This is a genomic window from Chryseobacterium sp. W4I1 (assembly GCF_030816115.1).
In the GTDB taxonomy this organism is placed as follows: Bacteria; Bacteroidota; Bacteroidia; order Flavobacteriales; family Weeksellaceae; genus Chryseobacterium.
Genome location: NZ_JAUSXQ010000001.1, coordinates 1,247,924 through 1,274,208 on the forward strand (window position 1 = coordinate 1,247,924; position 26,285 = coordinate 1,274,208).

Here is a 26,285-nt window from a genome sequence, read left to right on the forward strand (position 1 = left end):
TTAAATTTTCTGCTTCTAATGATGCTTCACAATCTTTACTTTAGACCTGTACTTTTTATCCAGCTCATGAACAATATCCATGGTTGTGGATGACAAAACATAAGCATTTTTGTCTTTTTTAGATGCTTTATCATATAGGTATATAAACTCGAAAGGGTCGTAAACATGTTTGATTAGTGCTTTTTTATATCCTCCCTTTTCGATAATGTCAGACATATAATAACCGGGAATATGTCCGCTAGTATTCCATGAATTAATCAGCTTATTCAACTTTAATTTCGATCTGTCTAAAGGCTTTACAGATAATAATGAATCAATATTTTTAATGGCTTTTGCGCCTTCTGTAATGAATTCCGCACCGGTTTCTCTCTGAAATTCTAACAGATTTACCGCATCTTTTCCCTCATATACCTTGTCTACTAAATCAGCACTTCCTTCATTCAGTATTTTTTGAAGTAGACTTATAATGACCGCATCTTGATCTTCCACATCAAATACAAGTCGGGGCCTCAATAAGTGATGAAACTCGTGACCTCCTAATGTACCCATTTTATTAATATCATGGAAGTAAGATGCCATAAGAGTGTATACTATCCAGCCGTTCTCAATATGGGCATCATTGTGTATCGGAATAATCGTCACTTTATACTCAGGGGCAGTTTTTTGATATTTCTTGGGGAGCATTTGATATGTGTATTGATAACAGGTTTCAAAATACTTTTTAGGATCATTTTTAATGTTGGTCAGATATTTTTTCATTTGACCTTCGTTTACCTTATACTCATTAACAATATAAAACCACCAATTTTTGATAGGGTCTTTCAGTCTTTCCTTTAAGGCAGCACTATTTTTTGGCATATAAACGATCTCCATGATTTTTCTATAATTGTCAATATATGTACTGTCAACACCCTGATCGTTTAGGTATACCTGTATTGCTTCATTTTTTAAAAATTGATTCCAGATTTTCTTGTTAAGTGGTTTATCGTTTTTTAAGTCTTCTGTAATTTTAAAATATTCCCAGCAAGAGGTGTCATCAAAGGTTTGAGCAAATGCTATTTGAGAAGATAGAAAGAATAATAAAAAGAATATATTTTTTTTAATCATTGGGTTTGTTTAGTAATGAAAATTTATGTAAAATACAATTAAAAACAGTTACATCTGATTTAGTTTATAAGAGTAGAAATTCATAGATATAATTGATTAACAATTTAAAATTTAGCGCAAAGAAGTATAATAAATTTTGTTTCAAAAATAGTTGCAAGCTTACTTTTTTTTGCTATAATCTATTGCAGTATACCTTTTATTCTTTTTCTTATTAAGATTCTATTTTACATTAAAGTGAATGAATGTAATGTATTTTATTTATTAGTAGTACAAAGCTTTACGAAAGATTCAGGCAATATTTCATACTATTCTGATTATAAAGGTAGAAATAGAAATTAAATTCTAGATGGTTATTATTAACCATTTATTACTGGATGGGAGAGTATACATTTACTTCAAACAACTATAATCATTACCACCTAAAACAATGATCTTATTTATCATTCACCATCAATTTCTACAAAACTAGATCTCAACAGATTTTTCCTCAGCTTACAATGTGCAATCATAGTATTTCAGAATGTGAGAAATTATAAATGATGAAGCCACATTAACTTCATCATTAAATACTTTACAACATCCTCTGCCTTGGCAATCCTATTTCATGTTCCTGAGGATAAGGTTTTCGCCAGGTCATACTGACATCTTCATGCAGATTACGCTCGGCTTCCAATGATTTTTCTTTATCCATAGAATATCTTGGATCCGGAATAAAAGGCATTTTTGCCATTTTATGAATGGTAACAGTAGGGAAATGGAAATCTACTTCTACGGTTCCTAATAACAGATAACAGCCGCCACCCTGAAAAGGATATCCTTCAAGGCAGTTTGGAAAATGAGCAGTATCAAAATATTCTCCTTCCGCATCAATCCAGGTTCCGAAGTACATCGTTCCTTTTTTGGTGGGAACATGCTTTCTAGAAATCAGATAAGCAAGCATCTTCACCTGTTTTTTGTGATACTTGGTAAGGTCTTTAGCCATTATACTGCCTCTGTATCTGGTTTGTAAAAGATCAAAAGGGCTGAAAGAAACGGGAAAGCCCAATATCTCTATTTCATCAAACGCATCCTCAAATGGGTTTCTTTCAATCTGGGGAAGTTTATAATTTTTTTGAGGCTCTTCCAATAAAGTCAGATGTCTGAAAGCGACTTTATTATTTCCCAACAGAAATCTTGATTCAATTAGTAGTTCATGTTTCTGTTTTCCGGTAAAACGGAATGCTCCAATAAAGATTAAAATTTGTAGTGTTTCAATGCCAATGGGAATTCTTTTGATAAAGTTTTCTAAAGAAATATATTCTCCATTTTGATTTCTTTCTTCCAAAATCAGCTGTGCTAATCTCGTTTCCAGCCTTTCAATATGCATCAATCCCAAGTAAACATCCGAGCTATAAACCGTTGTCTGGTATTGGCTTAAATTAACACAGGGATTGTGGATTGCAGCTCCCGACATCCGGGCTTCATGAATATAGACTTCAGTTCTGTAGAATCCTCCACCGTTATTGATGGCAGAAACCATAAACTCAATAGGGTAGTAGACCTTTAAGTATAAACTCTGATAACTTTCCACGGCATAGGAAGCAGAATGTGCTTTACAGAAAGAATATCCTGCAAATGATTCGATCTGTCGGTATACTTCCATGGATAATTGTTCAGGATGCCCCAGCTTTTTACAGGATTCAAAAAAATTATCTTTTACTTTCTGTAAAGCGGATAAAGCCCGGCCTTTACCGCTCATGGCCCTTCTTAGCACGTCACCATCAGGGGCAGATAAACCTCCGAAGTGAAGTGCAATTTTAATAACATCCTCCTGATATACCATAATGCCATAGGTTTCACCCAGTTCCTTTTCAAATACCTCATGGAAGTACTCAAATTTTGTGGGATTGTTGTGCCTGAAAATATACTCCCGCATCATTCCACTTTGGGCCACTCCGGGCCGGATGATGGAAGAAGCAGCGACCAGGACTTTGTAATTGTCACATTTTAGCCTTCGGAGTAAGCCCCGCATGGCAGGAGATTCTATGTAAAAGCAGCCGATGGTTTTTCCGGAACTTAAGAATTCATTGCACTTCGCTTCATCTTTTGATAGAGATGTATCCCGGATATCGATGTCGATCCCTCTTTTTTCCTTCACCAGCTTTACCGTGTCATTAATAGTGCCTAAACCTCTCTGTGAGAGAATGTCAAACTTTTCAAGGCCAATCTCTTCAGCGGTATACATATCGAACTGTACAATCGGAAAACCCTTGGGAGGCATTTCGAGTGCAGAATAATTAGTAATAGGCTCTTCTGAGATCAGAATTCCGCAGGAATGCATGCTTCTCTGGTTAGGAAATTTTTCTAAAAGCTTTCCATAGTAATGAACCTGTCTGGATACAGAATTATTATCATGTTCTTGGATGGGTTTTGTTGCCAGCGTATCCAATTCATCTTTTGGAAGTCCGAATACTTTTCCTACTTCCCGAAATATAGACCGGTATTTAAATTCTACATTGGTCCCACAGAAGGCAACATGGTCTTTACCATATTTACCAAAAATATATTCAAGGATGATATCCCTGGTCTGCCAGCTCCAGTCGATGTCAAAATCAGGAGGCGTTTTACGGTTGAGGTTTAAAAACCTCTCAAAATAGAGATCCAGTTCCAGGGGGCATATATCAGTTATTCCGATGCAGTAGCTGACAATAGAATTGGCACCGCTTCCTCTTCCTATGTGCATAAAACCCATGCGGTTACTGTATTGGATAATATCCCAGGTGATCAGGAAGTAGGAACAGAAATTAAGCTGCTTAATAACCCCTAACTCTTTATCCACTCTTGTTTTTGCATGTAGGTTATCCTCAGCATACCTTTTTGAAAGTCCCTGATACGCTAACTTTTTTAAAAGTTCAAAATCATTTTCTTTGCTGTCCGTGAAATGTTTTTTGTTTTTAGGCGTTGAAAAATCAAAATCAAAATGGCAGTTATTGACCATGTATTGTGTATTCTCAATAATTTGACTCTCATTTTTAAATTCTTCCAGAAGCTGTTTTTTACAGGTGAATATCTCGTTGTCTTTACAGTAATCAGCTTCTGTAAGCTTACTGATCAATGTATTGTGATCAATTGCCCTTAATATTTTATGAAGTTCATATTCTTCAGAGGTGGTAAAGGTAACCGGATGTAGGATAACCATTTTATGGATTAACGATTTTAATTCCGGCTTGATTAAAAAGTTTAATTGATCCTGCCTGATGCCTATAAATTCATGATCTGATAATCTTTCAGGAATATTTTCCAGTGGATAAATAACAAAAGTATCTGTAAGATCAGGATTTGCTTTAGGAATTTCAATGCCTTCACAGTTATAAGCCGTTAAAAGCCTGTTGATCTCTCCGATGCTTTTTTGATTTTTAGCCAGACATATATAATACAGTCCATCTTGAACCCGTATTTCAACTCCGACGATTGGTTTGATATTGTGATCCTGGCAGATTTTATAGAAATCATAGATCCCGGTAACGGTATTGATATCCGTAAGGGCCAGAGTTTTAATATTAAAATGTACAGCCTGCTGAACCAGTTCTTTAATAGAAATAGTTCCATACCGCAGGCTGTGATAGGAATGGCAATTCAGAAACATATTGTAATTATTTTAATAAACCGGAAGCTCTTCCTACGCTGGAAGTGCCAAATCTGTTCTTGATTGTATCCATTGTCTGGTACAGTGAGATCAGTTCTTCCGTATCTTCAAAGAGATCCATTTGATGGCATCCGTGAACCAATCCGGTAAACTTTACTCCCACCAGTCTTATTCTCATCCGTCGGGTATATACTTTTTTGAATAACTCCAAAACATACCTCAGTAGGGTGTGATCGGCCGAGGTATAAGGGATCCTGCATTGCTTGGTTTCCGTATCAAAATTGGAATACCGGACTTTAATGACCACTACCGATACCAGCCATTTCTCTGCACGGAGCTGATAACAGAGCTTTTCAACCATTCCGGAAAGTATGCTTTTGATCCCCTCAATATCTATAGTGTCTTGAGTAAAAGTATCTTCTGTAGAAATAGATTTTCGTTCCGAATAGGGAACCACAGGAGCCTCATCAATTCCGTGTGCCTTTTTCCAGAGCTCATTTCCGTTTTTACCGATCAGCTGCCCGAGTACCTCAATAGGCATTTCAGAAAGAGTCTGTATGGTTCTTATGCCCAGTCTTGAAAGCAGCTGAAAGGTAACATCCCCGACCATAGGAATCTTCTTTACGGAAAGCGGATTTAAAAAAGGTCGGATATCAGACTGTTTAACTTCAAATCTTCCTGTTGGTTTTGATTCTCCGGTTCCGATTTTGGAAACTGTTTTATTGGTAGATAAGGCAAAACTTATCGGTAATCCTGTGTTTTTCTGTACGCTTTCTGCTATTTCATGAGTCCACTTATAACATCCAAAAAATTGATCCATTCCTGAAAGGTCAAGATAAAATTCATCAATACTTGCCTTTTCCAGAACGGGTACTTTTTCCTGAATAATCTCCGTTACCATATGGGACATATTGGAATACATTTCCATATCTCCCTTGATTACTTTTGCTTCGGGACACAGCCGCAAAGCCATTTTGATGGGCATCGCACTCCTTACTCCGAAAAAGCGGGTTTCATAAGAGCAGGACGCCACTACACCACGGTCTCCACCTCCGATGATCACAGGCTTTTTCTCCAATTCGGAGTTTTTCAGCCTTTCACAGGAAACAAAGAACGTATCCAAATCCATATGTACAATTGCTCTTTCCATGTGACAAAAATAGTCACGTTTTGAAACAAATTTTGTATTTTTGTTGTCTAAAATTGTAACAATGTCAAAATTCTCTGATAACATCGTGTTCCTGAGGGGTAAGAAAAATATGACCCAGCAAGAGCTGGCAGATCTGTTAATTCTTACCCGATCCAGATATGTCGCCTATGAATATGGAAGGACAGAACCTCCTATTGAAATATTGCTTAGAATTTCAAAATTCTATAACATCAGCATCGACCTATTGTTGACTGTAGATGTCAGAAAATTTTCTATTGATGAAATAATGGAGCTTCCTGCCAATAGAATCGTTCTGCCTATAAGGGTTGATCAAGATGGAAACAACCAGATTGAGATTATTCCCCAAAAAGCTTCTATGGGCTACTTGAATGGCTACGGAGATCCGGAATACATAGAAAGTCTGGAGACCATATCATTACCTTTTTTAAAAGGTGGTAAGTTTAGGGCATTTCCAGCTGACGGAGATTCAATGCCCCCCTATAAGAACGGCACCTATATCGTTGGAAAATATGTTGAAAATCTTTCGGACTTAAAAACCGACAGAACTTATGTTTTTATTACCACCAATGATGGTATCAGTTACAAAAGGTTTCAGTTTCATGAAGCTGATGGTATCTGGGTAAAAGCTGACAATCAATTTTATGAGCCTTATAAAATACCATTGACTGAAATTAAAGAGATCTGGGAATTTGCCTGTAGTATTAATACAAAAGAATATGAGCCTGATGAATTTGCAGAACACCATATTCAAAATTTTATCACAGAGATTAAAACTGATATTAAACAGATCAAAGAAAGAATGGGAGATAAGAATTGAATCCATTTTGAGTAAATGGCATAATCAAAAAACTTCCCCGAAGGGAAGTAAAAAACACAAATGATGAAAAAAATCCCATAGTAATGAGACATTGCTAAGATAGATATTTTATATATAATTACAATGAACCAATTGAGCTTATTTGATGCAGAAGAATTTTATGAGTTTCCAAAAGACCTTTTGGAATACAAGGAAAACTTCCTGAGCAGGGAAGAAGCCGACCTGCTTAAAAACAAATTATTGAAAACCGCTCCCTGGGAGCAGCGTACTCAAAAAATGTATGATAGGATGGTTCTCACCCCACGTTTAACAGCTTGGTATGGTGATTCAAAATATAATGACTCAGAAGAAGATAAAAAGCCAACTAATCCATGGACTACTGAATTGTTTTCATTAAAACAAAGAATTGAGAAGGAATTTGACTGTAAGTTTAATGGTGTCCTATTAAACCTGTATCGTGACCATCATGACTCCGTCGCCTGGCACCGAGATAAAGAAAGAAGATATGGAAAACGTCCTGTCATTGCATCCATCAGCCTTGGACAAACCAGAAACTTTGATTTCAGAAAAAAAGATCATCATTCAAGTAAATATAGCTTACCACTTCCTCATGGCTCACTGCTCATTATGAAAGGAAATTTACAAGAGCATTGGGAACATCGGATAGCAAAATCTATAGTACCTATGAAAGAGCGGATTAATCTTACGTTTCGATTGATTATTAGGTAGTATAAGGTTTGTTTTCAATGTTTATAAAACTTCATTATCACACTTTAGAATTATTATTAAAAAAATTGTAGTAACATTTTTGCAATAGCTGCCTGACATCTGCCGAAAATGAAACAATGTCGCTTGTCAGTCTTCGGAAAATACCGCAATATCTGCTCCAGCTGAATCCGGATGACAGTAAGTGGCTGCTAAAATGTCAGATGCTAAATATCAAATAATAAGAGGAACTTTTCTGTTATTCTTTCTTTTTATATTCTTCAATTTTCTTAAACTGCTGATAAAATTTCTTAATGACGATAAGATGCACCAATGAAATAATGTTTTGCTGCGGTATCCTGTATTCCGTAATTCACTCCGGCATCCAATTTAAAATCTCTGGCGACTTCTATTTGAATTGCTGCATTGATATAATTTGATAATTGATGAGCCTTAAAATCGTAAGTATAATAAGTTTCAGCTATTCCATCAATCCCTTTAAATAATGGATGACTTATCGTCAATGTCTGCAAAAATTCGGTATGCATTGCCGATTGATCCAGATCTTTTAGCCGATCAACTTCCACTTGCAGCCCAATTTTCCATTCACCGGGCAATTTATATGACATGGGCACAATCAGGCCTCCTTCGAAACGACTTTCCTTATCATATGCAGAAGTCGGAAATTTGACGTAGGGTAGTATTGCCAACGCAAAGTTTCCATTATCATTTCCTATTAAGTTCTGTTTGATCCTAAGTGTCACATCACCAATCCCATCTGTTTTTACTACAGAACCTGAACTACGTTCAATCTCTTTTTGCCGACCATAGGTCTGCCAACCGATTTGTATTGCTGTGCTACCTGTAATTCCAATCTTGAGGTTCGCTTGATTAATTAATAATGTGCTTGTCTTCAGTAAGTCTGATTTCTCCTTTTTAAGCCTGACTAAGTCTGTTTCATACTGGAAATGTCCTGCATCTACAGTATATGGAGATTCAGTTACATCCGGGCGGTCGGTTTCCATTTCTCTCATGAGCGCGCGCGGAACCGGATTAAAAAGGGAGTATCTAACCGAGTCCTTTTGTGCAAAACATAATGCGGGCAATAATATCGCACCAAAAAATAGTTTAAAAAAAGATTGATATATATTCATGATTTTAATTTAATGTCTTTGAAAAACTTACATGGTCTAACTACTGGTTCTATGCGATGGCTCTGCACCGGTGACTACCTCTGTGGAATCTTCCTTAGACACTACTTGAGGGCTCCATTTGGCATGCTTTGAGGGAGTAAGCTGGTGACCCTTCTTTTTGGCATACACCTTGGTAAATTCTGCACCAAAGAAAATAATCTGGCAGGTATAATTAATCCACAGTAAAAGTAGAATGACCGTCCCCGCTGTACCGAAGGCTGAACTTGGATTGAACGTATCAAAATAAAAAGTCAGTATATATTTTCCAAGAGTGAATAAAGCTGCTGTTACTGCAGCGCCTATCCAAACGGATTTCCATTGTATCTGGACATCCGGCAAAATTTTGAACATGGCTGCAAAAAGGAAGAGCGTAACCAGAAAACCTACCAGGATATTTATGATATTCACAAGAATTAGAGTTTCGAGACCAAAACGACGGATAACCCAGTCATTCGCAAGACCGATAAAAGAGCTTAATAGCAGTGTAATGAGCATAAGAAATGCAATTACGATAATCATTCCCAAAGAATTTGCTCGGTCGAGGATGTATTTTTTCCATGCCTTTTTAGGTGCTGCAACAACATCCCAAAGCTTATTAAGTGATTTTTGAAATTGAAAAAAGAGTGAGGTTGCACCAAAGATTAATGTGACGATTCCGACAATTTTCATGACAATGTTCTTTTTGTCAACCATTCCGGCTATTACCATTTCTTCGAGGCTTTTTCCAACATCTCTTCCCATCATACTGCCGATAAGTTTTGTTATTTCACCACGTACTGCTTCTTCACCAAAGAAAATTCCCGTAAACCAAATAACAATAATTAAAAGTCCTGGGATCGAAAAAATTGCATTATAAGCTAAGCTGGCGGCTTCAGTTCCTAAGTCCCGTGCACTCCAGTCTTTATAAGTTTCTTTAAGTGTTTCCCAAAAATTATTTAATATTTTCATGTTTTATCCATTAATAAAGTATGGGTATTATGTTTGACCTTCTAAGAGATCATTGTATTCTATCACAACTTATGAATTTACAAACAACTAATGCCAACGTGTTTTTCATAAAGGATATTGTTGAGAATTATTTAGAGATTATCCAATAATGGGACCAATTTAATGGAAAAATGCATTTGTGGTATCTTTAATCATATACCTAAATTCAAGCATTTTCCATATATTTTATTTCTTTTTAGCTTGGAAAATATTAAGCTTGATTATGATTTGATGGAGTGAAACTTTTAGAAACCTATAGGTATTTATGTGGCAAAAATGGAGCAGGCTTAATCAATTCCTAACTGCCATACTTTGCCACACACTTTAGCTGGCTGCAGCTCAAGCTGGTCTGAATTTTGTAGTTTAAATAAGACCTATTTTTTTGCTAAAATACAACCATTCTAATACAACCTATATTAAAGGTATAAACTGCAAGACAATTTATTATAGCGATAAATTAAAATTATTTTCGCTTCAGCTTAACTCAAAAAATATTCAGGTTATGGCAGACAATAAATCAAAAAAAGGGCAACAGGACCGAAAAAAAGTAAGTGGATCTGAAAATTATGAGATCCAATATTTTAAGGACAAGATGGGTGTTACTTCTCAGGCCGTTAGTGGTGCTATCCGTGCAACGGGTTCCAATGACCGGAAAACTCTGGAGGATTATCTGAAGAAACGACACAAAAAGTAAAACAACAATACTTTATCACAGCTAATTTCTCTTCATTTCGGAGAGAAATTATTCACCTCTATGCCAAACCTCAAAAAAATCCTGTACTATGGCTTTAGATAAATACCGCGAAAAGCGATCGGCAGAAAAAACACCTGAACCTTTTGGAGGAAAACCTTCAGGGAAGGAATTAAGATTTGTAGTTCAAAAACATGACGCATCGCATCTGCATTATGATTTTAGGCTCGAAATGGACGGCGTTCTGAAAAGCTGGGCTGTTCCAAAGGGGCCTTCCCTTGATCCCGATGTTAAGCGTCTGGCAATGATGGTTGAGGATCATCCTTACGATTATAGGGATTTTGAAGGTGTTATTCCAAAAGGGCAGTATGGAGGGGGTACCGTGATCGTCTGGGATGAAGGAACCTACGAACCGGCTGAACCCCTCGAAGGAGATCTTAAGAAAAAAGAAAAAAATCTTTTACATCAATTACATTCCGGTAAATTGAAAATTACACTCAAGGGGAAAAAGCTCAATGGAGAATTTGCCTTGGTGAAAGCTTATGGAAGGGGAGAGAATGGATGGTTGTTGATGAAACTTGATGATCAGTATGCCAGTACGACAGATATAACATTAAAGGATAAATCAGTGATCTCAAAGAAGACAATTACGCAAATGGAAAAGTCTCCGGATCAGGTATATGGTAAGAAACCGAAAAAAACTGTTGGGACTACTAAAGCCAAAAAAAGCAAAGAGCCGGAAGCGGAAGAAATTGTTGAAGATCAGGTAGATCAGGTGCCACAGGTAAAGCGTAAATCAAAAACTCAACTAAGTAAATTACTCAAAGATACACCTACCCAAAAGTTTTATAACCATGTTGAACCGATGTTGGCCACATTGGTCGACCAACCATTTGACAATGCCGATTGGTTGTACGAGGTGAAGTGGGACGGCTATCGTGCAATATCCTTTATGAATGAAGGGACGGTGGAGATAAAATCGCGTAATAACAAAAGTTTCACAGAAAAATTTTATCCTATTCATGAAGCATTGAGTAAACTAAAATTTAATGCTATTCTGGACGGGGAGATCGTTGTCGTTGGGGAAGAAGGAAAGTCAAACTTTGGAGCACTTCAAAATTGGCGTAGTGAATCGGATGGAGACCTTGTTTATTATGTTTTTGATGTGTTATGGTATGAAGGAAAAGATTTAAAAAATCTGCCACTAATAGAGCGAAAAGCGATTTTAGAACAAATCCTGCCTGCCAGCCAAACTATCCTGCTCAGTCAGGATTTTGATACCTCAGGCATTGAATTTCTTGAAGCTGCAAAAAAAATGGGACTTGAAGGGATTATGGCAAAAAGGAAAGATAGTTTGTACTATTCCAAGGTGAGGACCAAAGACTGGCTTAAAATAAAATCCAACAAACGGCAGGAAGTTGTCATAGGTGGATATACGATAAACGATGATTCAAGTAAATTGTTCAGCAGTCTTCTTGTCGGTGTGTACGAGGGCAAAGAGCTTGTTTATACCGGAAAGGTCGGTACAGGGTTTAATAATGAGGATCAACGTGAGATGATGACTATTTTTAAACCATTGATCACTAAAAAAGTTCCGTTTTCAGAAGAACCGGATGTTAACAAACCATCAAGATTCCGGCATAACCCACCGCACGCTAGCGTAACCTGGCTTAAACCCGAACTTTTATGTGAAGTGAGTTTTACGGAGATACCAGTGACGGTGTTATGCGCCATCCGTCTTTTCAAGGTATGCGGACCGATAAAAGTGCGAAGAAGGTTGTGTTGGAAAAGGAAAATATGGTATCAGAAATTGTTGATCAAGGCGGTCCTACTATTTTAACGAACAGGGGCAAGGCTGAGCGTAAAACGTTGTTGAATCCGAAAGATAAAACGCAGGTTAAAAAGGTTAATGGACATGAACTCAAATTTACCAATCTGGACAAAATTTTTTGGCCCAACGAGAAGATTACTAAGCGTGATCTTATCAATTACTACTATCAGGTGGCACCTTATATCCTCCCATATCTTAAAGACCGGCCACAAAGTATGAATCGCTTTCCTAACGGAATAGAAGGTAAAGGATTTTATTTTAAAAATGTGACAGATACTGCGCCAGACTGGGCTGAGACCTATTTGTATAAAAGTGAAACGGACAATGGAGATAAACGCTATCTTGTTGGAAAAGATGAAGCCACACTTCTTTATATGGCAAACCTGGGTTGTATTGAAATGAATCCATGGAGTAGTACGGTAAAGAAACCTGACCATCCCACATTTTGTATCATTGATCTTGATCCGGATAAAAACTCCTTCGACCAGGTGATCGAAGCTGCCCAGGTTACCAAAGCAGTTTTAGATGATATGGGAATAGATTGTTACTGCAAAACAAGTGGGTCTACGGGTCTTCATATTTACATCCCGCTAGGAAATAAGTATACCTACGAACAATCCAAAGAATTTGCACGAGTTGTTGTTACCCTTGTCAATCGTGAGTTACCCAAATTCACAAGCCTGGAACGTGCAATTAAAGACCGGAAGGGTAAAATGTATCTTGATTTTCTTCAGAACCGTCCGCATGCTACCATTGCTGCTGCTTATTCTGTACGTCCAAAACTCGGTGCTACAGTTTCAATGCCTCTGCATTGGGACGAAGTAAAGAAGGGCTTAAAAATGAGTGACTTTCATATCTTTAATGTGCTTGAAAGATTAAAAAGCGAAGGAGATTTATTTAAGGCAGTACTAGGAAAAGGAATTGATCTCAATGCTGCTATAACCAAATATTCCGAAAAATCCCAGTAATGTATTACATTTTGAAGTTTTTTATATTAATAGATAAACTGGCTCCAAAGTATGAAGCATCCGTATGAAAGAGATATGAGTAATTGGTAAAATATAAAGCCTTCAGGTATGTGCAGTGCCCATATTTTCTGCTGGTGGTTTTTTTGTTTTGGAATTATCCAGGCTGTCCGGTTTAGCATCTAACGTATGTTTTACTGCTTTTTTGTAGATCTTGAAGTATGACTTTAAGTCTGTTTTCAACTTCCTCTGCTTAGAATCAAGATCACAATGTTTCAGGAAAGTACCTCGACATTTCATTTTAGATCACAGCTGCAATAGCACTTCCTCACCGGTTACGATCGCCGTACAGTGTAAAATTTCCAATTAGTGACCATGAAAGACTCTTACGTTATTCAGGCTGAATAATAACAAACCTGACCAAAGGAAACTCAGCTTTTATATTATCCCGAATGCGTTGTATCGCTTCGGTGATCTCTGTCGTATCAAGATGTTCTTCAAAATCTATAATAAGCATCAATACAACTTCTTCCGGTGATTGATAAGTAGACAGTATACTTTTTGTTTTGACCACGGCAGCATCTTTTTCAGCCAGTTTGGCAATCTTTTCTTTTGTTTCAGGCGCTATTCCCTCGCCCATCAACAGGCTCCTGCTCTCCCTGGCCAGGATAAGAGAGACAAAAACCAGTATCAACCCTATTATTACCGATGCAAGGCCATCTAATTCCGGGATTTGAAACGAATGGCTGATTCCCATCAGTATCATGACAATGATCAAACCGGCCACTGCGGCACCATCTTCAAAAACCACAAGAAAGCTTCCCGGATCTTTGCTTTTGATGATGGCATCCCACCATTTCAACCCGTTACGGGTTCTATTAAATTCTTTTACGGCGATAAACAAAGAAGTTCCCTCGAAAATAAGGGAAAGTATCAATACAATATAGTTCCAGAATGGATCTTTCATCACTTCAGGTTCTATAATGTGTAAAATCCCCTGATAGATTGATAGAGCACCACCTAAACCAAATATCAGAATCGAAACCACGAAGGACCAGAAATAGAGCTCCTTGCCATATCCAAATGGATGAGACTCATCTGCAGGCTTCCTGCTCCTTTTAATCCCATATAAAAGCAGCAGCTGATTCGCGGTATCTACCGTTGAATGGATTCCTTCGGATATCATGGAAGAACTATTGGTAAATGCCCCTGCAATAAACTTTGTTAGAGCGATCAGTAGGTTAGCGGCAAGTGCACTGTAAATTGATTTGCGATTATTGGCCATTAATGATGGATATTAATAAGAGAACAATAAAATTACTTCAATACATTAAAACAGATAGATTTCCTATATGAGCTGATGTATTTAAATCAGTAATAAAATTATGGCTTTTGTTTCAAAATAAAAAATATATGAGCAGATACTAGAATTGAATTTTCGAATTAAAACAATTTTATCTCTTCCATTTTTATCTTATGGATCAACAGATCTATCATTCTTAAAAGCTATTTAAAAAAAAATCAGTAAAAATCTTTCGGTACTACGATAAAGTAGTGATTTTATATGATTTCTGTTGATCAATTTTACATCACCAATAATCATAAAAATCACAGTTATGAATATCGAAAGAACAGAATTTATAGTCTGGATGGAGAGAATCATGGAAAGATTTGACCTACTAAAAGAGCAGATGCTCAAGAACCAATCCAAATTTATAGAAATAGACGGAGAGCAGCTTCTGGACAACCAGGATGTTTTACAGCTTTTAAAAATAAGTTCCCGATCATTACAAAGGTACCGGACTGATAAAAAACTGCCTTACTATACCATCAGCGGAAAGCTTTACTATAAGCTTTCCGATGTCCATCAATTGATCAGAGAGTGCTTAAACTCTTGATAGTAAAGACATCTACAGCCAACTCATTCATCACTATTCCAATCTCTACCAGTATCTTAATTGAGCCTATACCTTGGTTCCATTAAAATGAGAAATGAATTGATAAACTCGCAGGAAACGCTACCTGCCTTGAACATTAATACCCATCATGCCAGGAATCTTCAAAGTATGTTGATCAGGCATTCCCCGAAGAAAAATAAAAGCTGAAAGGCTATGAAGATTTTACCTAAAAATAACAACAATCCAAAAATCAAAATACAATGGAAAACAACACAGAAAATCAGGAATATCGTTTTCAGCCTGAACAGATCGACTGGAAAACGATGGAAAAGTTCGGACTTAATCAGGAGAAGCTTGAAAAAATGAATGCCATGGAACCATTACTCAGAGGTTTTAAAACCAATACACTAATTCCTATCACCATTAATCTTGGAACGGCAGTCAGTAAAATGGATGTCCGATTATCTCTTCAGACTGGAGATACCGGACAGGTTGCCGTTCATCTTCACGGTATCCGAAAAGAACCCAACCTCAATAATAAATTCCTGGGTCATCAGTTCAGCGATGAGGATAAAGATAATCTCAGAGAAACCGGGAATATGGGCAGGGTAGTGGATCTTGTCAATCCTAAGACAGATGAAATCATTCCTTCAGTGATCAGCCGTGACCGGCTTACCAATGAGCTGGTGGCCTATAGAGCCGAATACATGAAAGTTCCTGATGAAATCAAAGGAGTCAAGCTCGATGACCATCAGAAACAAATCTTACTGGAAGGAAAACCACTGTATCTTGAAGGAATGACTTCTAAAAAAGGCGAACCTTTCGATGCCACGGTACAGTTCAATGCGGATAAACGGTATGTAGAATTTCTGTTTGGCAATACCCAGACACCGCAACAAAGCAAGCAACAGAATCAACAGCAGACTCACTATACGGATCAAGGAGCCCCAAGAATATTCAGAGGAAGAGAACTGGACGATTCACAATACGAGAAATTCAAAGCCGGACAAACCATTTACGTTGATGGTCTGGAAGATTCGAAAGGTAAAGCTTATCAGGGCTATATTACCTTCAATAAGGAAACATCCAAAACCGAATTTTCCTTTACCCATCCTAATAAGCTTAAAGAGCAGGCAAAACCTACGGAGGAGCATAAAACCCAAACAGCAGTTAATTCTCAGGGTAAAACCAATGAAGCTACTAAAATGATCAAAGCGCCTTTGGAATCAAAACAGCAGCAGCCTGCCAACAAACAACAGGAAGACCAGCAAAAAAAGGTAAGAAAACCAAGAGGACCAAAACTATAAAAACATCTAAATCTATCATATGAAAGCCATTATTGCAGAAAAACCCAGTGTTGCAAGAGAAATCGCAAAGTTGTTAGGGGCTACTGAAAAGAAAGAAGGTTACCTGTCAGGTAACGGATATGGTGTTACCTGGGCATTAGGACATTTAATAGCATTAGGAATGCCGGAAGATTATGGTATAAGAGGCTTTAACAAAGCTTCTTTGCCTATCTTTCCGAAACCTTTTATCCTGACTCCCAAAAAACTAAAGAAAGCAAACGGCTACGGGCCTGATCCTTCGGCTTTAAAACAGCTCAATATCATAAAGCAGCTTTTCAATCAATGCAGCAGTATTATTGTAGCAACAGATGCGGGAAGGGAAGGAGAACTAATCTTCCGTTATATTTATCACTATCTCAACTGCCAAAAACCTTTTGAAAGACTCTGGATCAGTTCTCTTACCGAAAAAGCAATACAGGGAGGCTTTAAGAACCTTCAGCCAGGTTCATCCTTTGACGGCTTATATCAAGCAGCAAAAGCCAGAAGCGAGGCGGACTGGCTGGTAGGAATCAATGCTACCCAGGCACTAACCATAGCTGGAAACCAAGATGTTTACTCTTTAGGCAGAGTGCAGACACCAACCCTTGCTCTCATCTGTCAACGGTTTCTCCAGCATCAAAACTTCACCAGGCAAAAATATTTTCAGATTCAGCTGAGCCACAGAAAAGAATATCTCAATTTTAACAGCCTCTCCCTATTACAGTGGGAAGAAAAGAAACAGGCAGAACAAGTCCAGAAATCCATAGAGCGGGAGGGAAGAGCTATTGTAGAAGATGTATCCATTACAACAGTACAGGAACAATCGCCGTTACTTTTCGACCTTACAGAATTACAGAAAGAAGCCAACAGGAAGCTTGGTCTTTCCGCCGATGAGGTTTTACAAATTGCCCAAAGCTTGTATGAAAAAAAATTCATTACCTATCCCAGAACCGGCAGCAAGTATATTCCTGAAGACTTATGGCCTGAGATTCCTGAACTGGTCAGAATCCTCAATACAACTGACCAATTTAAATCAGCCGTATCTCATTTGAAATTCGGAAACTTCAACAAACGAATCGTGAATGACTTAAAGGTGACCGATCATCATGGTTTACTCATCACCACAAAAATTCCTTCTGCGCTTACTGCCACAGAAAAAGCCATTTATGAAATGATTGCCTACCGCTTACTGGAATCACTCTCACATACTTGTACAAAACAAGTCAGCCATATTACCATCAAAGTCCATCATTATGAATTCCAGATCAAAGGCTCTATAATACTGGAGAAAGGCTGGCGAGCGATAAAAGGAATTCTCACTGATAGTGATAATACCAGTAATAAAACTGATGAAAACCTTACTGAGCTTCCAGAACTCAAGATCGGAGATGAACTCAAGATCTCAAAAACCCAATTGCTGGAAAAAACAACCCAGCCACCCCAACTTTTTACAGAAGCTGATCTCTTATCAGCCATGGAAAATGCAGGAAGATCTATTGAAAACAAAGAAAAACAGCAGGCACTATCCAATATAGGCATCGGAACACCTGCCACCAGAGCTTCCATTATTGAAACCCTGCTCAGCAGAAACTATATCATCAGAAAAAGTAAAACACTGCATCCCACCGGTAAAGGCTTACAAGTTTATGACCTTGTCAAAGACAAAAAAATAGCCAATGTCCAAATGACCGCAGAATGGGAAATGGCACTGGACAACATTGAAAAAGGTGAACTCAACAAAAACCAATTCATCGATGACATCCGACACTTCACAACTGAAATCACCAAAGAGCTTTTATCACTTAATATTCCCCAGGAAAACATACCTGAATTCAAATGTCCAAAGTGCCAACAGCATCATCTAATCATCAGAGAGAAAATCGTCAAATGTCCAGATGAGCAATGCAATTGGATTCTATTCAGAACCATAGGCGGAGTACAACTCACCATACAAGATCTTACCTTACTATTCACCCAAGGTTAAACTTCACTCATCAAAAATATGAAAAGTAAAAACGGTAAAAAGTTTGATGCTTTTATTATAATACACGAAGATCACAAAACAATTTTTGATTTTCCTAAATGATAGATTATAAAAATACAAAGAATAAAATACTAAAGATCTTAAATAAAAGTTAGTTGTGGCTATTACAGCTAACCCTACAACTATATCATAAATATTAGTATTTTTATCTTATTAATCTGTAACGATTATTTAGGACTAGTCATAATGTCAAATACAATTAAATAAATACAGTTACCAAAAATATAAGCACTATTAATTGGTTCGATGTGTTTGATGGAAAATATAAGTTAACTTCACGACCTCTATAACCTACAACACAGATTTAATTCACACAAAATATAAATTATGTCAGATATCAGTATATTTAATGAAAGAGATATCTATTATCTTTTAGTGATTTGTGCCATCGTTGCTGGGCTTTTTCTCACTCTCGCCCTCTTTGTTATCAATGTTTTGGTCAAGAAGAAAAAGAAATTCTCATATTATATTTTGATGTATTTTATTTGTAGCATCTTATCTCTCATTGTACTTTGGTTTTTAGAAAATGTTTAGATACATTAGGTTTTTAAACGATATGAATGATGGAAAAATTTACAAAAGAAGAAGACCTATTTTGAAAAATCTTCCGATCATTCCAGGACACCCAAAATTTAACATAGATTCTATGAAAATAGTGCACAAATTGAATTTTTTTTTATTTTTTCACTACTGCCAACATCTTTTTTTTCACAGAAGTTTAGTTTTATTTATGATTGCTTGGTTTACGACAGAATTGCCTTTTAATGATGGCTCTATATTTTCAATGGATTACCTGGTTTAATCATTTCCATTGAAGATACAGAACATGTTTACTCATTCAATTTAATACAGGTAAAAAAAGGCAACAATTGGTTTGATGTAAGGACAAAAACCATTACAATTGACTGGACACAATATGATCAGCTAGGAAAATCATATTATAATGACCCTTGGAATACCAAAACCGGCAAAAAAGTTACATTTACAGATCCACAGGGAAATGAAAAAGATATGAATGAAATGATCAGAGAAGCGCAAAAATCTATTCTTGAAGAAAATAATCCTTTAGAGTTGAATCACAAAATCAATTATAAATAAAAACTTCTGCCGGAATGGTATCGCCATTTTGAAACTGTCAATGGTTTCATTAATGTCATGAAAGCAAACCTAAAAATTTTATATAATATCAAAAATAAGTCTCAAAAAATGATAAATTACTGTAATCCTATTAGGAGAACAACAAGCTATTAGAACGCCAATTGGAATTGACAAAAGAACAGGCTCATTTTTGAACCCTCTTAGACATAGTGTTTAAGAGGGTTTTTGTTTTCAGCAATGGATAGAGTAGTTACCTGTTAAGCTGAATTAAACAGGACTTGTATCTTTTAATGTATCCATACTTTTTTGTTTTTAAAATCAATCGTAAAAATATATTTGCGGATGATTTCATAATTTAGAACACCATCGTAAATGATATCCCGTGTAAACGATTTTATTTTAAAATAATTTTTCCCAAGGTTAAACAATGTTTCAGAATTCATATCATCTTTATCTTTTTGTAGATTCCAGGTTTCTGCAGTTTCAGATGAAAAAAGCAAAGGTCCACCATTTCCTGAGTCAAATAAAAACCAGTACAAAAGATCATCCTTTTGAATACCAAGGAAAATGTTTAACCTGTATGGGTTCTTTCATTGTTGTAATACGACAGCCAACTGTTTAGATCTAATTGCAGTTCCTCAATGCTTCTGTAAATTTTCTTTCTGAAAGCTATGGCATAGAACTCCTCTTGTATCGTTCTATGGAAACGTTCACAGATACCGTTGGTTTGGGGACTTTTAGCTTTGGTTTTCGTGTGATCAATGTCTTCAATAGCTAAGTAAAGCTGATATTCATGCTGTTCTCTTATTCCACAATATTCAGTTCCCCTGTCTGTTAAAATTCTAAGTAAACAAGCTCCTGCTGTTCAAAAAAAGGAACGACCTGATCATTGAACATATCAGCTGCTTTTTTTTCTCTTCCTTCGCTCTTTCTAATGCTGAAAGTTGAGATTCAGTAAGAACAATACCATCCTGAGCGGATTTTGCTTCCAACGCTTTTAACCTCAATTTAAAAGTATGCAGATCATGTCTGAGCCAAATACTTCTAACTCCTTCTGGTGACACTATTTTTAAGCTCGTTGCTTACTCTAAGCTGTCCCAAAGCAGGGTTATCAATGGCTATATCAACAACAGCCTTTTCTATAGCTTCAACTACACGATTTTTTAATACAGGCCTTCTTCTGGATATTTCCTGTAAAGCAAGTTCCCCGCCTTGTTCATACAATTCTTTAAATCGATAGAAACTGTCTCGGGAATAACCCATTACTTTACACGCTTTAGATACATTTCCTACATGTTGTGCTAATTCAAGTACACCTAATTTATTTTTGATGATTTTTTGTTGTGTTGTCATACTACTTAATCTATTTTAAAGTTATTCAATTTGTTGATAACTGTCAGATTAAGTATTGACTAATTCAGTTAAAGACAAAAGTGAAAATCACATTTACTTCTAGAAATATGAAGTTTTCGAAACATCTTTTAAAAAAAGGATTATTTCGCTGTAGTTATACAGTTCGGCAAATTCCAAGGGTGTAAGTCCAGAATGAGAGGTTAAGCTTAGATCTGCCCCTTTATCAACTAAAATTTTTACTGCTCCCATGTTATTCTGCCATACTGCATCGTGAAGAGCAGTCATGCCGTTATACAAACCTTGCGCATTTATATCTATTCCCTTTATTGAATTTTTTTCAATATACTGCATCAGTATTTCAATTACTTTCACATGACCTGCATACGCAGCTTCGTGTAATACGGTAGCTCCCATTAATCCGCTGAGCATTGTAATGTCAGCTCCAGAATCGAGCAGCAATCTAACAATTTTATCATAACCTTTGCTTGCGGCCAAACTTAGTGGCGTAAAATCGTCATTGTAATTCCCCATTTTTGGTATTCGCTCATTGATATCGATACCTCCGTCGATAAGTACCTTTATATTTTTGATGTCATATTGTGTAATGGCCTTAACTAGTTTCTGAGATTGGATTTTTTTTTCCAGATTATTCTTATATTCATTAATGACGCTGATCATTGATGCGTTATCAAGCTGATGAGCCATATCCAATACACTTTCATTAAAGTTATTTCTAAGTTCAATTCTGGCATTGTGTTCTAAAAGTATTTTAACCGATGCTTCCTGTTTATAAAGTATTGCATCCATTAGCGGTGAATTTCCAACAATCGGACTCTGCATATCAATAAAAGCTCCTTCTTCCAATAGCAGTTCTATGATTTTTGGATGCCCTGATTGAGAAGCTTTATGTAAAGCCGTAGCTCCCATGTTAGGATCAACTGCTAAAATATCTGCTCCATGGGTAATTAATAGCTTAACTATTTCAATATGTCCAAGACCGGAAGCTAACATCAATGGAGTAAGTCCCTTAGAATTTGGTAAATCTGCATTTACGCCATTTTTCAAGAGGGATTCTACTAGACACAAATCATTTTTATCAACAGCGTCGCCCAAAAGATTAAACTGGTTTTGATGTAAATATTGCGCAGTCGATATTTTCTTTTCTATGACATATGCTTTCACGCCTGCCATCTTTCCATTTTCAAATCGCCAAACATCACAGTATTGATAATGGTTAAGAATACCATCTTTCGTTTTTAAGCTTATTTCACCTGTTACTGTTACAAAATTACCCTCTTCAATTGTCGTTTCGACGGTAAAAACAGGCGGTTCCCAGTAGAACTCTTTCATATACTTCCGCACTTCTTCTTTTCCCTTAAGAATACGTTCACCTATAAAAGTCCATTGGGAATCTTCTGTACAATAGGCCAGAAAACTTTCGTAATCTCCTTTTTTTACAAATTCATTGGCTTGATGTAATACTTTTGCGTTGCTCATTTTGATTTGTTTTTTGATTTGACGATTTTTATTTTTTCCATACACGATGGAATTGCTTATTATGAATATTATCGTGATAAATAATCGAAGCATATTAGTTGCTTGGTTCATATTATTTAAAATCTATCTCATGTAAAAAGGCTAATATTTCATTGTTTACGGTTTCTGCAGCTTCATGTTGTGGCCAATGACCAACATTTTTAAGTGCAACCTGTTTTATTAACCCAGGATGATTTTTTTGAAGTTCCTCCAGGGTGGGAACTTCAGGGTGGAAAAACTTACATAAACCATCTTCTCTGCCCCAGATATACAAGCTTGGATGTTCGATCTTTTTACCTTTTAATGACGAAGTTTCATCAAATGTAATTTGATTGGCTCTGTAATGATTTATCCCTGTTTGAAAACCGGTCTTTTCAAACCAGCCCACTGTTTTTTCTATATACTCTTTTGTTGTCCACTCAGGTATTTCAATGGGTGAAGATCTAAACATATTTCTTGTTTCATCAATAGGATCCCAACCTGTGCCTGATGCCGGACTTGCGGAAAGCCAATAAAAAACATTTTTAATTGTTTTTTCTGCTGGCAGATAATCTTCTTCCAGTTCATGCTGCATCATTTCCAAAGCATAGTATTTTTTACCAAGACCATTTTTCCGCAAGGCATCCCATTGACTCATTTCTGCTCTGGTGAAAAACGGAATGCTTAAACTTACCAAACCCTTAAAACGATCTGGGCATAGCAAGATTGCCTTTTGTGTATGATCTGCTCCCCAATCGTGACCTACTAAAACTGCCGATTCAACATCAAGGTAATCCAAAATGTCTGTTATGTCACTAACGATATGTTGACCACTGTAAAGCTTGTAATCTGCAGGTGCGTAGCTGCCTCCAAAACCACGTAAATCAAACGCAATTGTATGATAACCCTCATCGGATAGACTTTTCATTTGCTGCTTCCAGGTTTCTGCAGTGTCTGGAAAACCGTGAAGAAATAATATTGCGGGTCCTTCTCCCTGTTCTAATATTCGAAAATAATGTTCATTAATACATAGCTGTCTTTCGATCAATGGTAAATCCTTTTTTTTATTCAAATTCTTAATTTTCATATGAGATTTCTTTTAAATACTTGTACAAAAGTATAGCAATTACATGCATTTTTGTATATTAGCAGCTAATTGTATGGTACTGTAAAAAACGTAAGTAATGGGAAAAATAAAGGAAACTTCGACAAATTTTGAGAATAAAAAAATTTTAGCTGATGAATGTTCTGAAGTTTATGCAGCAAATATTATTGGTGGACAATGGTCACTTGTGATCTGTTCATGGTTAACAAACGGTAAAATGCGGTTTGGAGAATTAAAGAAATCAATTCCCAATATTACAGAACGTATGCTGACCACACAGCTTCGTAAACTTGAAGAACATAATATTATTACAAGAACTGTTTATGCAGAAGTTCCCCCTAAAGTTATATACGAATTAACTGATATAGGCTATGAACTTAAGCCAATCATTCTTCAAATGGAACAATGGGGAGAGCGGCATAAAAAATTAAAGTTATAATATAAGAAATTAGTTAAATTAAATATACTAATTATATAACTCATAAAACTATCATAATAAATTTTAAAGCATTACTGGAAATAAATTTACGAAAGTATATAATCATTAACGCAATGCGTAAATTTGAAGTTATCCCATCAAATTAAACAAAAATCTACAAAATTACAGTGTACAGACAATTAGAACAATATATTAAAGCAAGAACTGAAATTGACGATCAGACACTTTCGAACATTTCTTCATACTTCAAATTTATAAAGACCCCGCGGAATAAATTTCTTTTGAAAGAAGGCGAAATTTGCAAACATTACTATTTTGTTAATAAAGGATGCATAAGACTTTTTAGTATTAATAAGGACGGAGAAGAAAAAACAAGATATTTTCATTTTGAAGATGCATTTGGAACTGCATTGCAAAGTCTAATAAATCAAAAGCCTGCATTTGAATTCATGCAGACTATAGAACCTTCGGAGTTGTTGGTAATTAACCGTGACGACTATTTTCATCTGGTAGAAACAGTTCCACAGTTTGGTTTTGTTTACAGACAAATTTTAGAATTAGCTTACATCAAATCACAAGAACGTATTTATTGTTTTCAAAGCTTCGAAGCAATAGATAAAGTTCGTTGGGCTTTGACAAATCAAAGTAAATGGCTGACAAGATTATCAAATAAGATGGTGGCATCATATTTAGGGATTACACCTCAAACATTAAGCAGATTAAAATCAAAGATTTGAAAATGTGAACATAGGACAATGTTTACAAAATTTACTCTTATCATCTTTGTACTTCACTAAACAATTTAAGTTCAATTATGATTTTAGTAACAACGCCAACAGGCAATACGGGTTCAATGGTTCTTCAACAATTGGTAGAGCGGGGACAAAAGGTTAGAATTTTTTTGAGAGACCCTAAAAAAATATCAGCTGAAATTTTAGAAAAAGTGGAAGTTGCAACAGGCTCCTTGCTGAATGAGGATGAATTCACAGAAGCATTGCAAGGATGTGATACTCTTTATTTTTGTGTTCCTCAAAGCAATACCCAAGAAGATGTAAATGCCTATTATGAAGAATTTGCAACAGTGGCTTCACAAGCAATTAAAAATGCTGGTACAAGCAGAGTTATTTATTTATCTAGTGGCGGCAAAGAAAACAACCTTCAGGCAGGCCTTATAACAGCACTCCACAAGGGCGAAGATATAATCATCCGATCAGGAGCATCAGTAAGGTCATTGCGGTGTCCGGTATTCTTTGAAACCCTTTTGTATCAGATTGCATCTCTAAAAAAATCAGGAACGTTTTTCTTACCTATTGACGGAAATTACAAGTCGCCACAAATCGCCGTAAAAGACATCGCAGCAAAAGCAGTAGAATTACTAACTGATAAAACCTGGAAAGGCGTTGAAGGAGTTACAATACAAGGTCCGGCAGACATAAGCTACAATGAAATCGCATTTCAAGTGAGTGAATTAACCGGCAAGCCTTTTCATTTTCAACAAGTTTCAAAAGAGGACTATATAGAAACACTATTGGTAGAACATCATACGAGTGAAGCTTTTGCAATCTCTTTAACAGAAATGTTGACAGCAATTGGCAATGGCCTTTATGACACGGAACCGAGAACAGAAGAAAGCACAACAAGTACAACCATTAGAGAGTGGTTAAAAGAAAATTTAGTTTCTAAAATAAATTAAAGCCAACCAATCAATATAAACCGGTGAAATGGCATTAATGAAAGATTATATATATTTATAGTTTTTAGTCTTCAAACATTCTGCAAATACGACTAGATTGTAAATAGCTGGATGTTTGGTATATTCTTAAAGTTGTAAAACGTCAAAAGTCTCAAAAAACGATATGTTGATCAGTAAAATAATAAGAAATAATATCTATTAAACTATCCGAATATTCAAAATAACTAAAAAAATAAATATGAGAAAAATAATATTGAGTCAATTTGCTTGGTTTTAATATGCTGTTTATCGTATTCTAGTTGCTTTCCCCAATTTAAACCTTAAAATCCGGTTTCAAAAGAATTATTAACACGATTATGAAGAATGACAGTTTGTTTTTGAGTGCTGCCAATCATGAAGAGACCATTGATCATTTTACGAGAGTGGCGAAAAACTATGAATATACCCGCAGGGTTCCTGTGGCAGAGAGTGTGGAAATATATCCGATTAAATATTACGGAGCCATCCAAACCGGAATCCATCAATTTTGCCGTTTGGAAAATAAAGTTCTTATTAATTGTGGAACATTTAAGCTTGTAAACATTTGGAAACAAACTCCTGATGGTTGGAAAATATCAAGAGTAGCTAGCTATGGATATTAAATGTATTTTTACTGTAATAGTGAGTAAATAGTACCAATGACTTGTATCCAGTTTGTAAATGGTTTTGTATTTAGTACTGTAA

General features: G+C 36.2%; 20 protein-coding genes and 2 pseudogenes. 12 read left to right on the top strand and 10 right to left on the bottom strand.

From position 1 onward, the window contains the following. Nucleotides 1-15 precede the first annotated feature (15 nt). The 3 genes from QF044_RS05755 to dinB form a co-directional block, all read right to left on the bottom strand. Nucleotides 16-1,107 (bottom strand): DUF5700 domain-containing putative Zn-dependent protease, encoded by a 1,092-nt coding sequence (locus tag QF044_RS05755; RefSeq protein ID WP_307264762.1) that lies wholly within the window; start codon nt 1,105-1,107, stop codon nt 16-18. A 571-nt stretch (nt 1,108-1,678) separates the two neighbouring features. After that, the gene (locus QF044_RS05760; protein WP_307264764.1) at nt 1,679-4,732 is read right to left on the bottom strand and encodes a DNA polymerase III subunit alpha; all 3,054 of its coding nucleotides are present in this window, start codon (nt 4,730-4,732) and stop codon (nt 1,679-1,681) included. Between the two features lie 7 nt (nt 4,733-4,739). Beyond that, complete coding sequence (dinB, locus tag QF044_RS05765) at nt 4,740-5,882, bottom strand: DNA polymerase IV (protein WP_307264766.1); 1,143 nt, start codon at nt 5,880-5,882, stop codon at nt 4,740-4,742. Between the two features lie 61 nt (nt 5,883-5,943). Between dinB and QF044_RS05770 the strand changes: the two genes are divergently transcribed. Further along, a complete protein-coding gene (locus tag QF044_RS05770; RefSeq protein WP_307264768.1) occupies nt 5,944-6,720 on the top strand; it encodes a LexA family transcriptional regulator in 777 nt (258 codons plus the stop codon). 123 nt (nt 6,721-6,843) lie between these two features. Continuing rightward, entirely contained in the window at nt 6,844-7,449 is a 606-nt protein-coding gene (locus QF044_RS05775; protein ID WP_307264770.1) for an alpha-ketoglutarate-dependent dioxygenase AlkB, read from the top strand. Between the two features lie 287 nt (nt 7,450-7,736). Here the strand turns inward: QF044_RS05775 and QF044_RS05780 are convergent, their stop codons facing one another. Together QF044_RS05780 and QF044_RS05785 are read right to left on the bottom strand one after the other, a co-directional pair. Then, nucleotides 7,737-8,579 carry a transporter gene (locus QF044_RS05780; protein ID WP_307264773.1) on the bottom strand — a complete coding sequence of 281 codons (843 nt, stop codon included), beginning with the start codon at nt 8,577-8,579 and terminating at the stop codon, nt 7,737-7,739. Between the two features lie 36 nt (nt 8,580-8,615). Then, nucleotides 8,616-9,566 carry a YihY/virulence factor BrkB family protein gene (locus QF044_RS05785; RefSeq protein WP_307264776.1) on the bottom strand — a complete coding sequence of 317 codons (951 nt, stop codon included), beginning with the start codon at nt 9,564-9,566 and terminating at the stop codon, nt 8,616-8,618. 541 nt (nt 9,567-10,107) lie between these two features. Between QF044_RS05785 and QF044_RS05790 the strand changes: the two genes are divergently transcribed. From QF044_RS05790 to ligD (QF044_RS05800), 3 genes are all read left to right on the top strand, one after another. Next, a complete protein-coding gene (locus tag QF044_RS05790; protein ID WP_307264778.1) occupies nt 10,108-10,299 on the top strand; it encodes a DUF3606 domain-containing protein in 192 nt (63 codons plus the stop codon). Between the two features lie 88 nt (nt 10,300-10,387). Then, nucleotides 10,388-12,136: a non-homologous end-joining DNA ligase gene (gene ligD, locus QF044_RS05795; protein WP_307264780.1), complete on the top strand. Its 1,749-nt coding sequence runs from the start codon at nt 10,388-10,390 to the stop codon at nt 12,134-12,136. Next, a complete protein-coding gene (ligD, locus tag QF044_RS05800) occupies nt 12,094-13,095 on the top strand; it encodes a non-homologous end-joining DNA ligase (RefSeq protein WP_307264782.1) in 1,002 nt (333 codons plus the stop codon). Before ligD (QF044_RS05795) ends, ligD (QF044_RS05800) begins: the two co-directional genes overlap by 43 nt. Before the next feature lie 102 nt (nt 13,096-13,197). Here ligD (QF044_RS05800) and QF044_RS05805 read toward each other — a convergent pair whose 3' ends face one another. Beyond that, nucleotides 13,198-13,335, bottom strand: a complete 138-nt coding sequence (locus tag QF044_RS05805; protein WP_307264785.1) for a hypothetical protein — start codon at nt 13,333-13,335, stop codon at nt 13,198-13,200. Between the two features lie 148 nt (nt 13,336-13,483). Continuing rightward, nucleotides 13,484-14,377 (bottom strand): cation diffusion facilitator family transporter, encoded by an 894-nt coding sequence (locus QF044_RS05810; protein WP_307264788.1) that lies wholly within the window; start codon nt 14,375-14,377, stop codon nt 13,484-13,486. Between the two features lie 331 nt (nt 14,378-14,708). Here QF044_RS05810 and QF044_RS05815 point away from each other — a divergent pair, with 331 nt between their 5' ends. From QF044_RS05815 to QF044_RS05825, 3 genes and pseudogenes are all read left to right on the top strand, one after another. After that, complete coding sequence (locus tag QF044_RS05815; protein WP_307264791.1) at nt 14,709-14,990, top strand: helix-turn-helix domain-containing protein; 282 nt, start codon at nt 14,709-14,711, stop codon at nt 14,988-14,990. Nucleotides 14,991-15,250: 260 nt separating this feature from the next. Further along, nucleotides 15,251-16,297: a DUF3945 domain-containing protein gene (locus QF044_RS05820; RefSeq protein ID WP_307264792.1), complete on the top strand. Its 1,047-nt coding sequence runs from the start codon at nt 15,251-15,253 to the stop codon at nt 16,295-16,297. Nucleotides 16,298-16,316: 19 nt separating this feature from the next. Further along, nucleotides 16,317-18,401, top strand: a pseudogene (locus QF044_RS05825) (DNA topoisomerase 3). Between the two features lie 1,630 nt (nt 18,402-20,031). Here QF044_RS05825 and QF044_RS05830 read toward each other — a convergent pair. The 3 genes and pseudogenes from QF044_RS05830 to QF044_RS05840 all read right to left on the bottom strand — a co-directional run. Next, nucleotides 20,032-20,810: pseudogene (locus tag QF044_RS05830) on the bottom strand (helix-turn-helix domain-containing protein); the annotation flags it as partial. Nucleotides 20,811-20,909: 99 nt separating this feature from the next. Continuing rightward, nucleotides 20,910-22,307 (bottom strand): ankyrin repeat domain-containing protein, encoded by a 1,398-nt coding sequence (locus tag QF044_RS05835; protein WP_307264794.1) that lies wholly within the window; start codon nt 22,305-22,307, stop codon nt 20,910-20,912. Between the two features lie 112 nt (nt 22,308-22,419). Beyond that, nucleotides 22,420-23,412 (bottom strand): alpha/beta fold hydrolase, encoded by a 993-nt coding sequence (locus QF044_RS05840; RefSeq protein WP_307264795.1) that lies wholly within the window; start codon nt 23,410-23,412, stop codon nt 22,420-22,422. A gap of 97 nt (nt 23,413-23,509) precedes the next feature. On the opposite strand from QF044_RS05840, the gene QF044_RS05845 reads away from it, so the two are divergent. The 4 genes from QF044_RS05845 to QF044_RS05860 all read left to right on the top strand — a co-directional run bounded on the left by QF044_RS05845 (nt 23,510) and on the right by QF044_RS05860 (nt 26,203). Continuing rightward, the gene (locus QF044_RS05845; protein ID WP_307264797.1) at nt 23,510-23,869 is read left to right on the top strand and encodes a helix-turn-helix domain-containing protein; all 360 of its coding nucleotides are present in this window, start codon (nt 23,510-23,512) and stop codon (nt 23,867-23,869) included. Nucleotides 23,870-24,036: 167 nt separating this feature from the next. Next, on the top strand, nt 24,037-24,606 hold the full coding sequence (locus QF044_RS05850) for a Crp/Fnr family transcriptional regulator (RefSeq protein ID WP_307264800.1): 570 nt from the start codon (nt 24,037-24,039) through the stop codon (nt 24,604-24,606). Between the two features lie 77 nt (nt 24,607-24,683). Beyond that, nucleotides 24,684-25,562: an NAD(P)H-binding protein gene (locus QF044_RS05855; protein ID WP_307264803.1), complete on the top strand. Its 879-nt coding sequence runs from the start codon at nt 24,684-24,686 to the stop codon at nt 25,560-25,562. A gap of 356 nt (nt 25,563-25,918) precedes the next feature. Continuing rightward, a complete protein-coding gene (locus QF044_RS05860) occupies nt 25,919-26,203 on the top strand; it encodes a hypothetical protein (RefSeq protein ID WP_307264805.1) in 285 nt (94 codons plus the stop codon). Nucleotides 26,204-26,285: the final 82 nt, after the last annotated feature.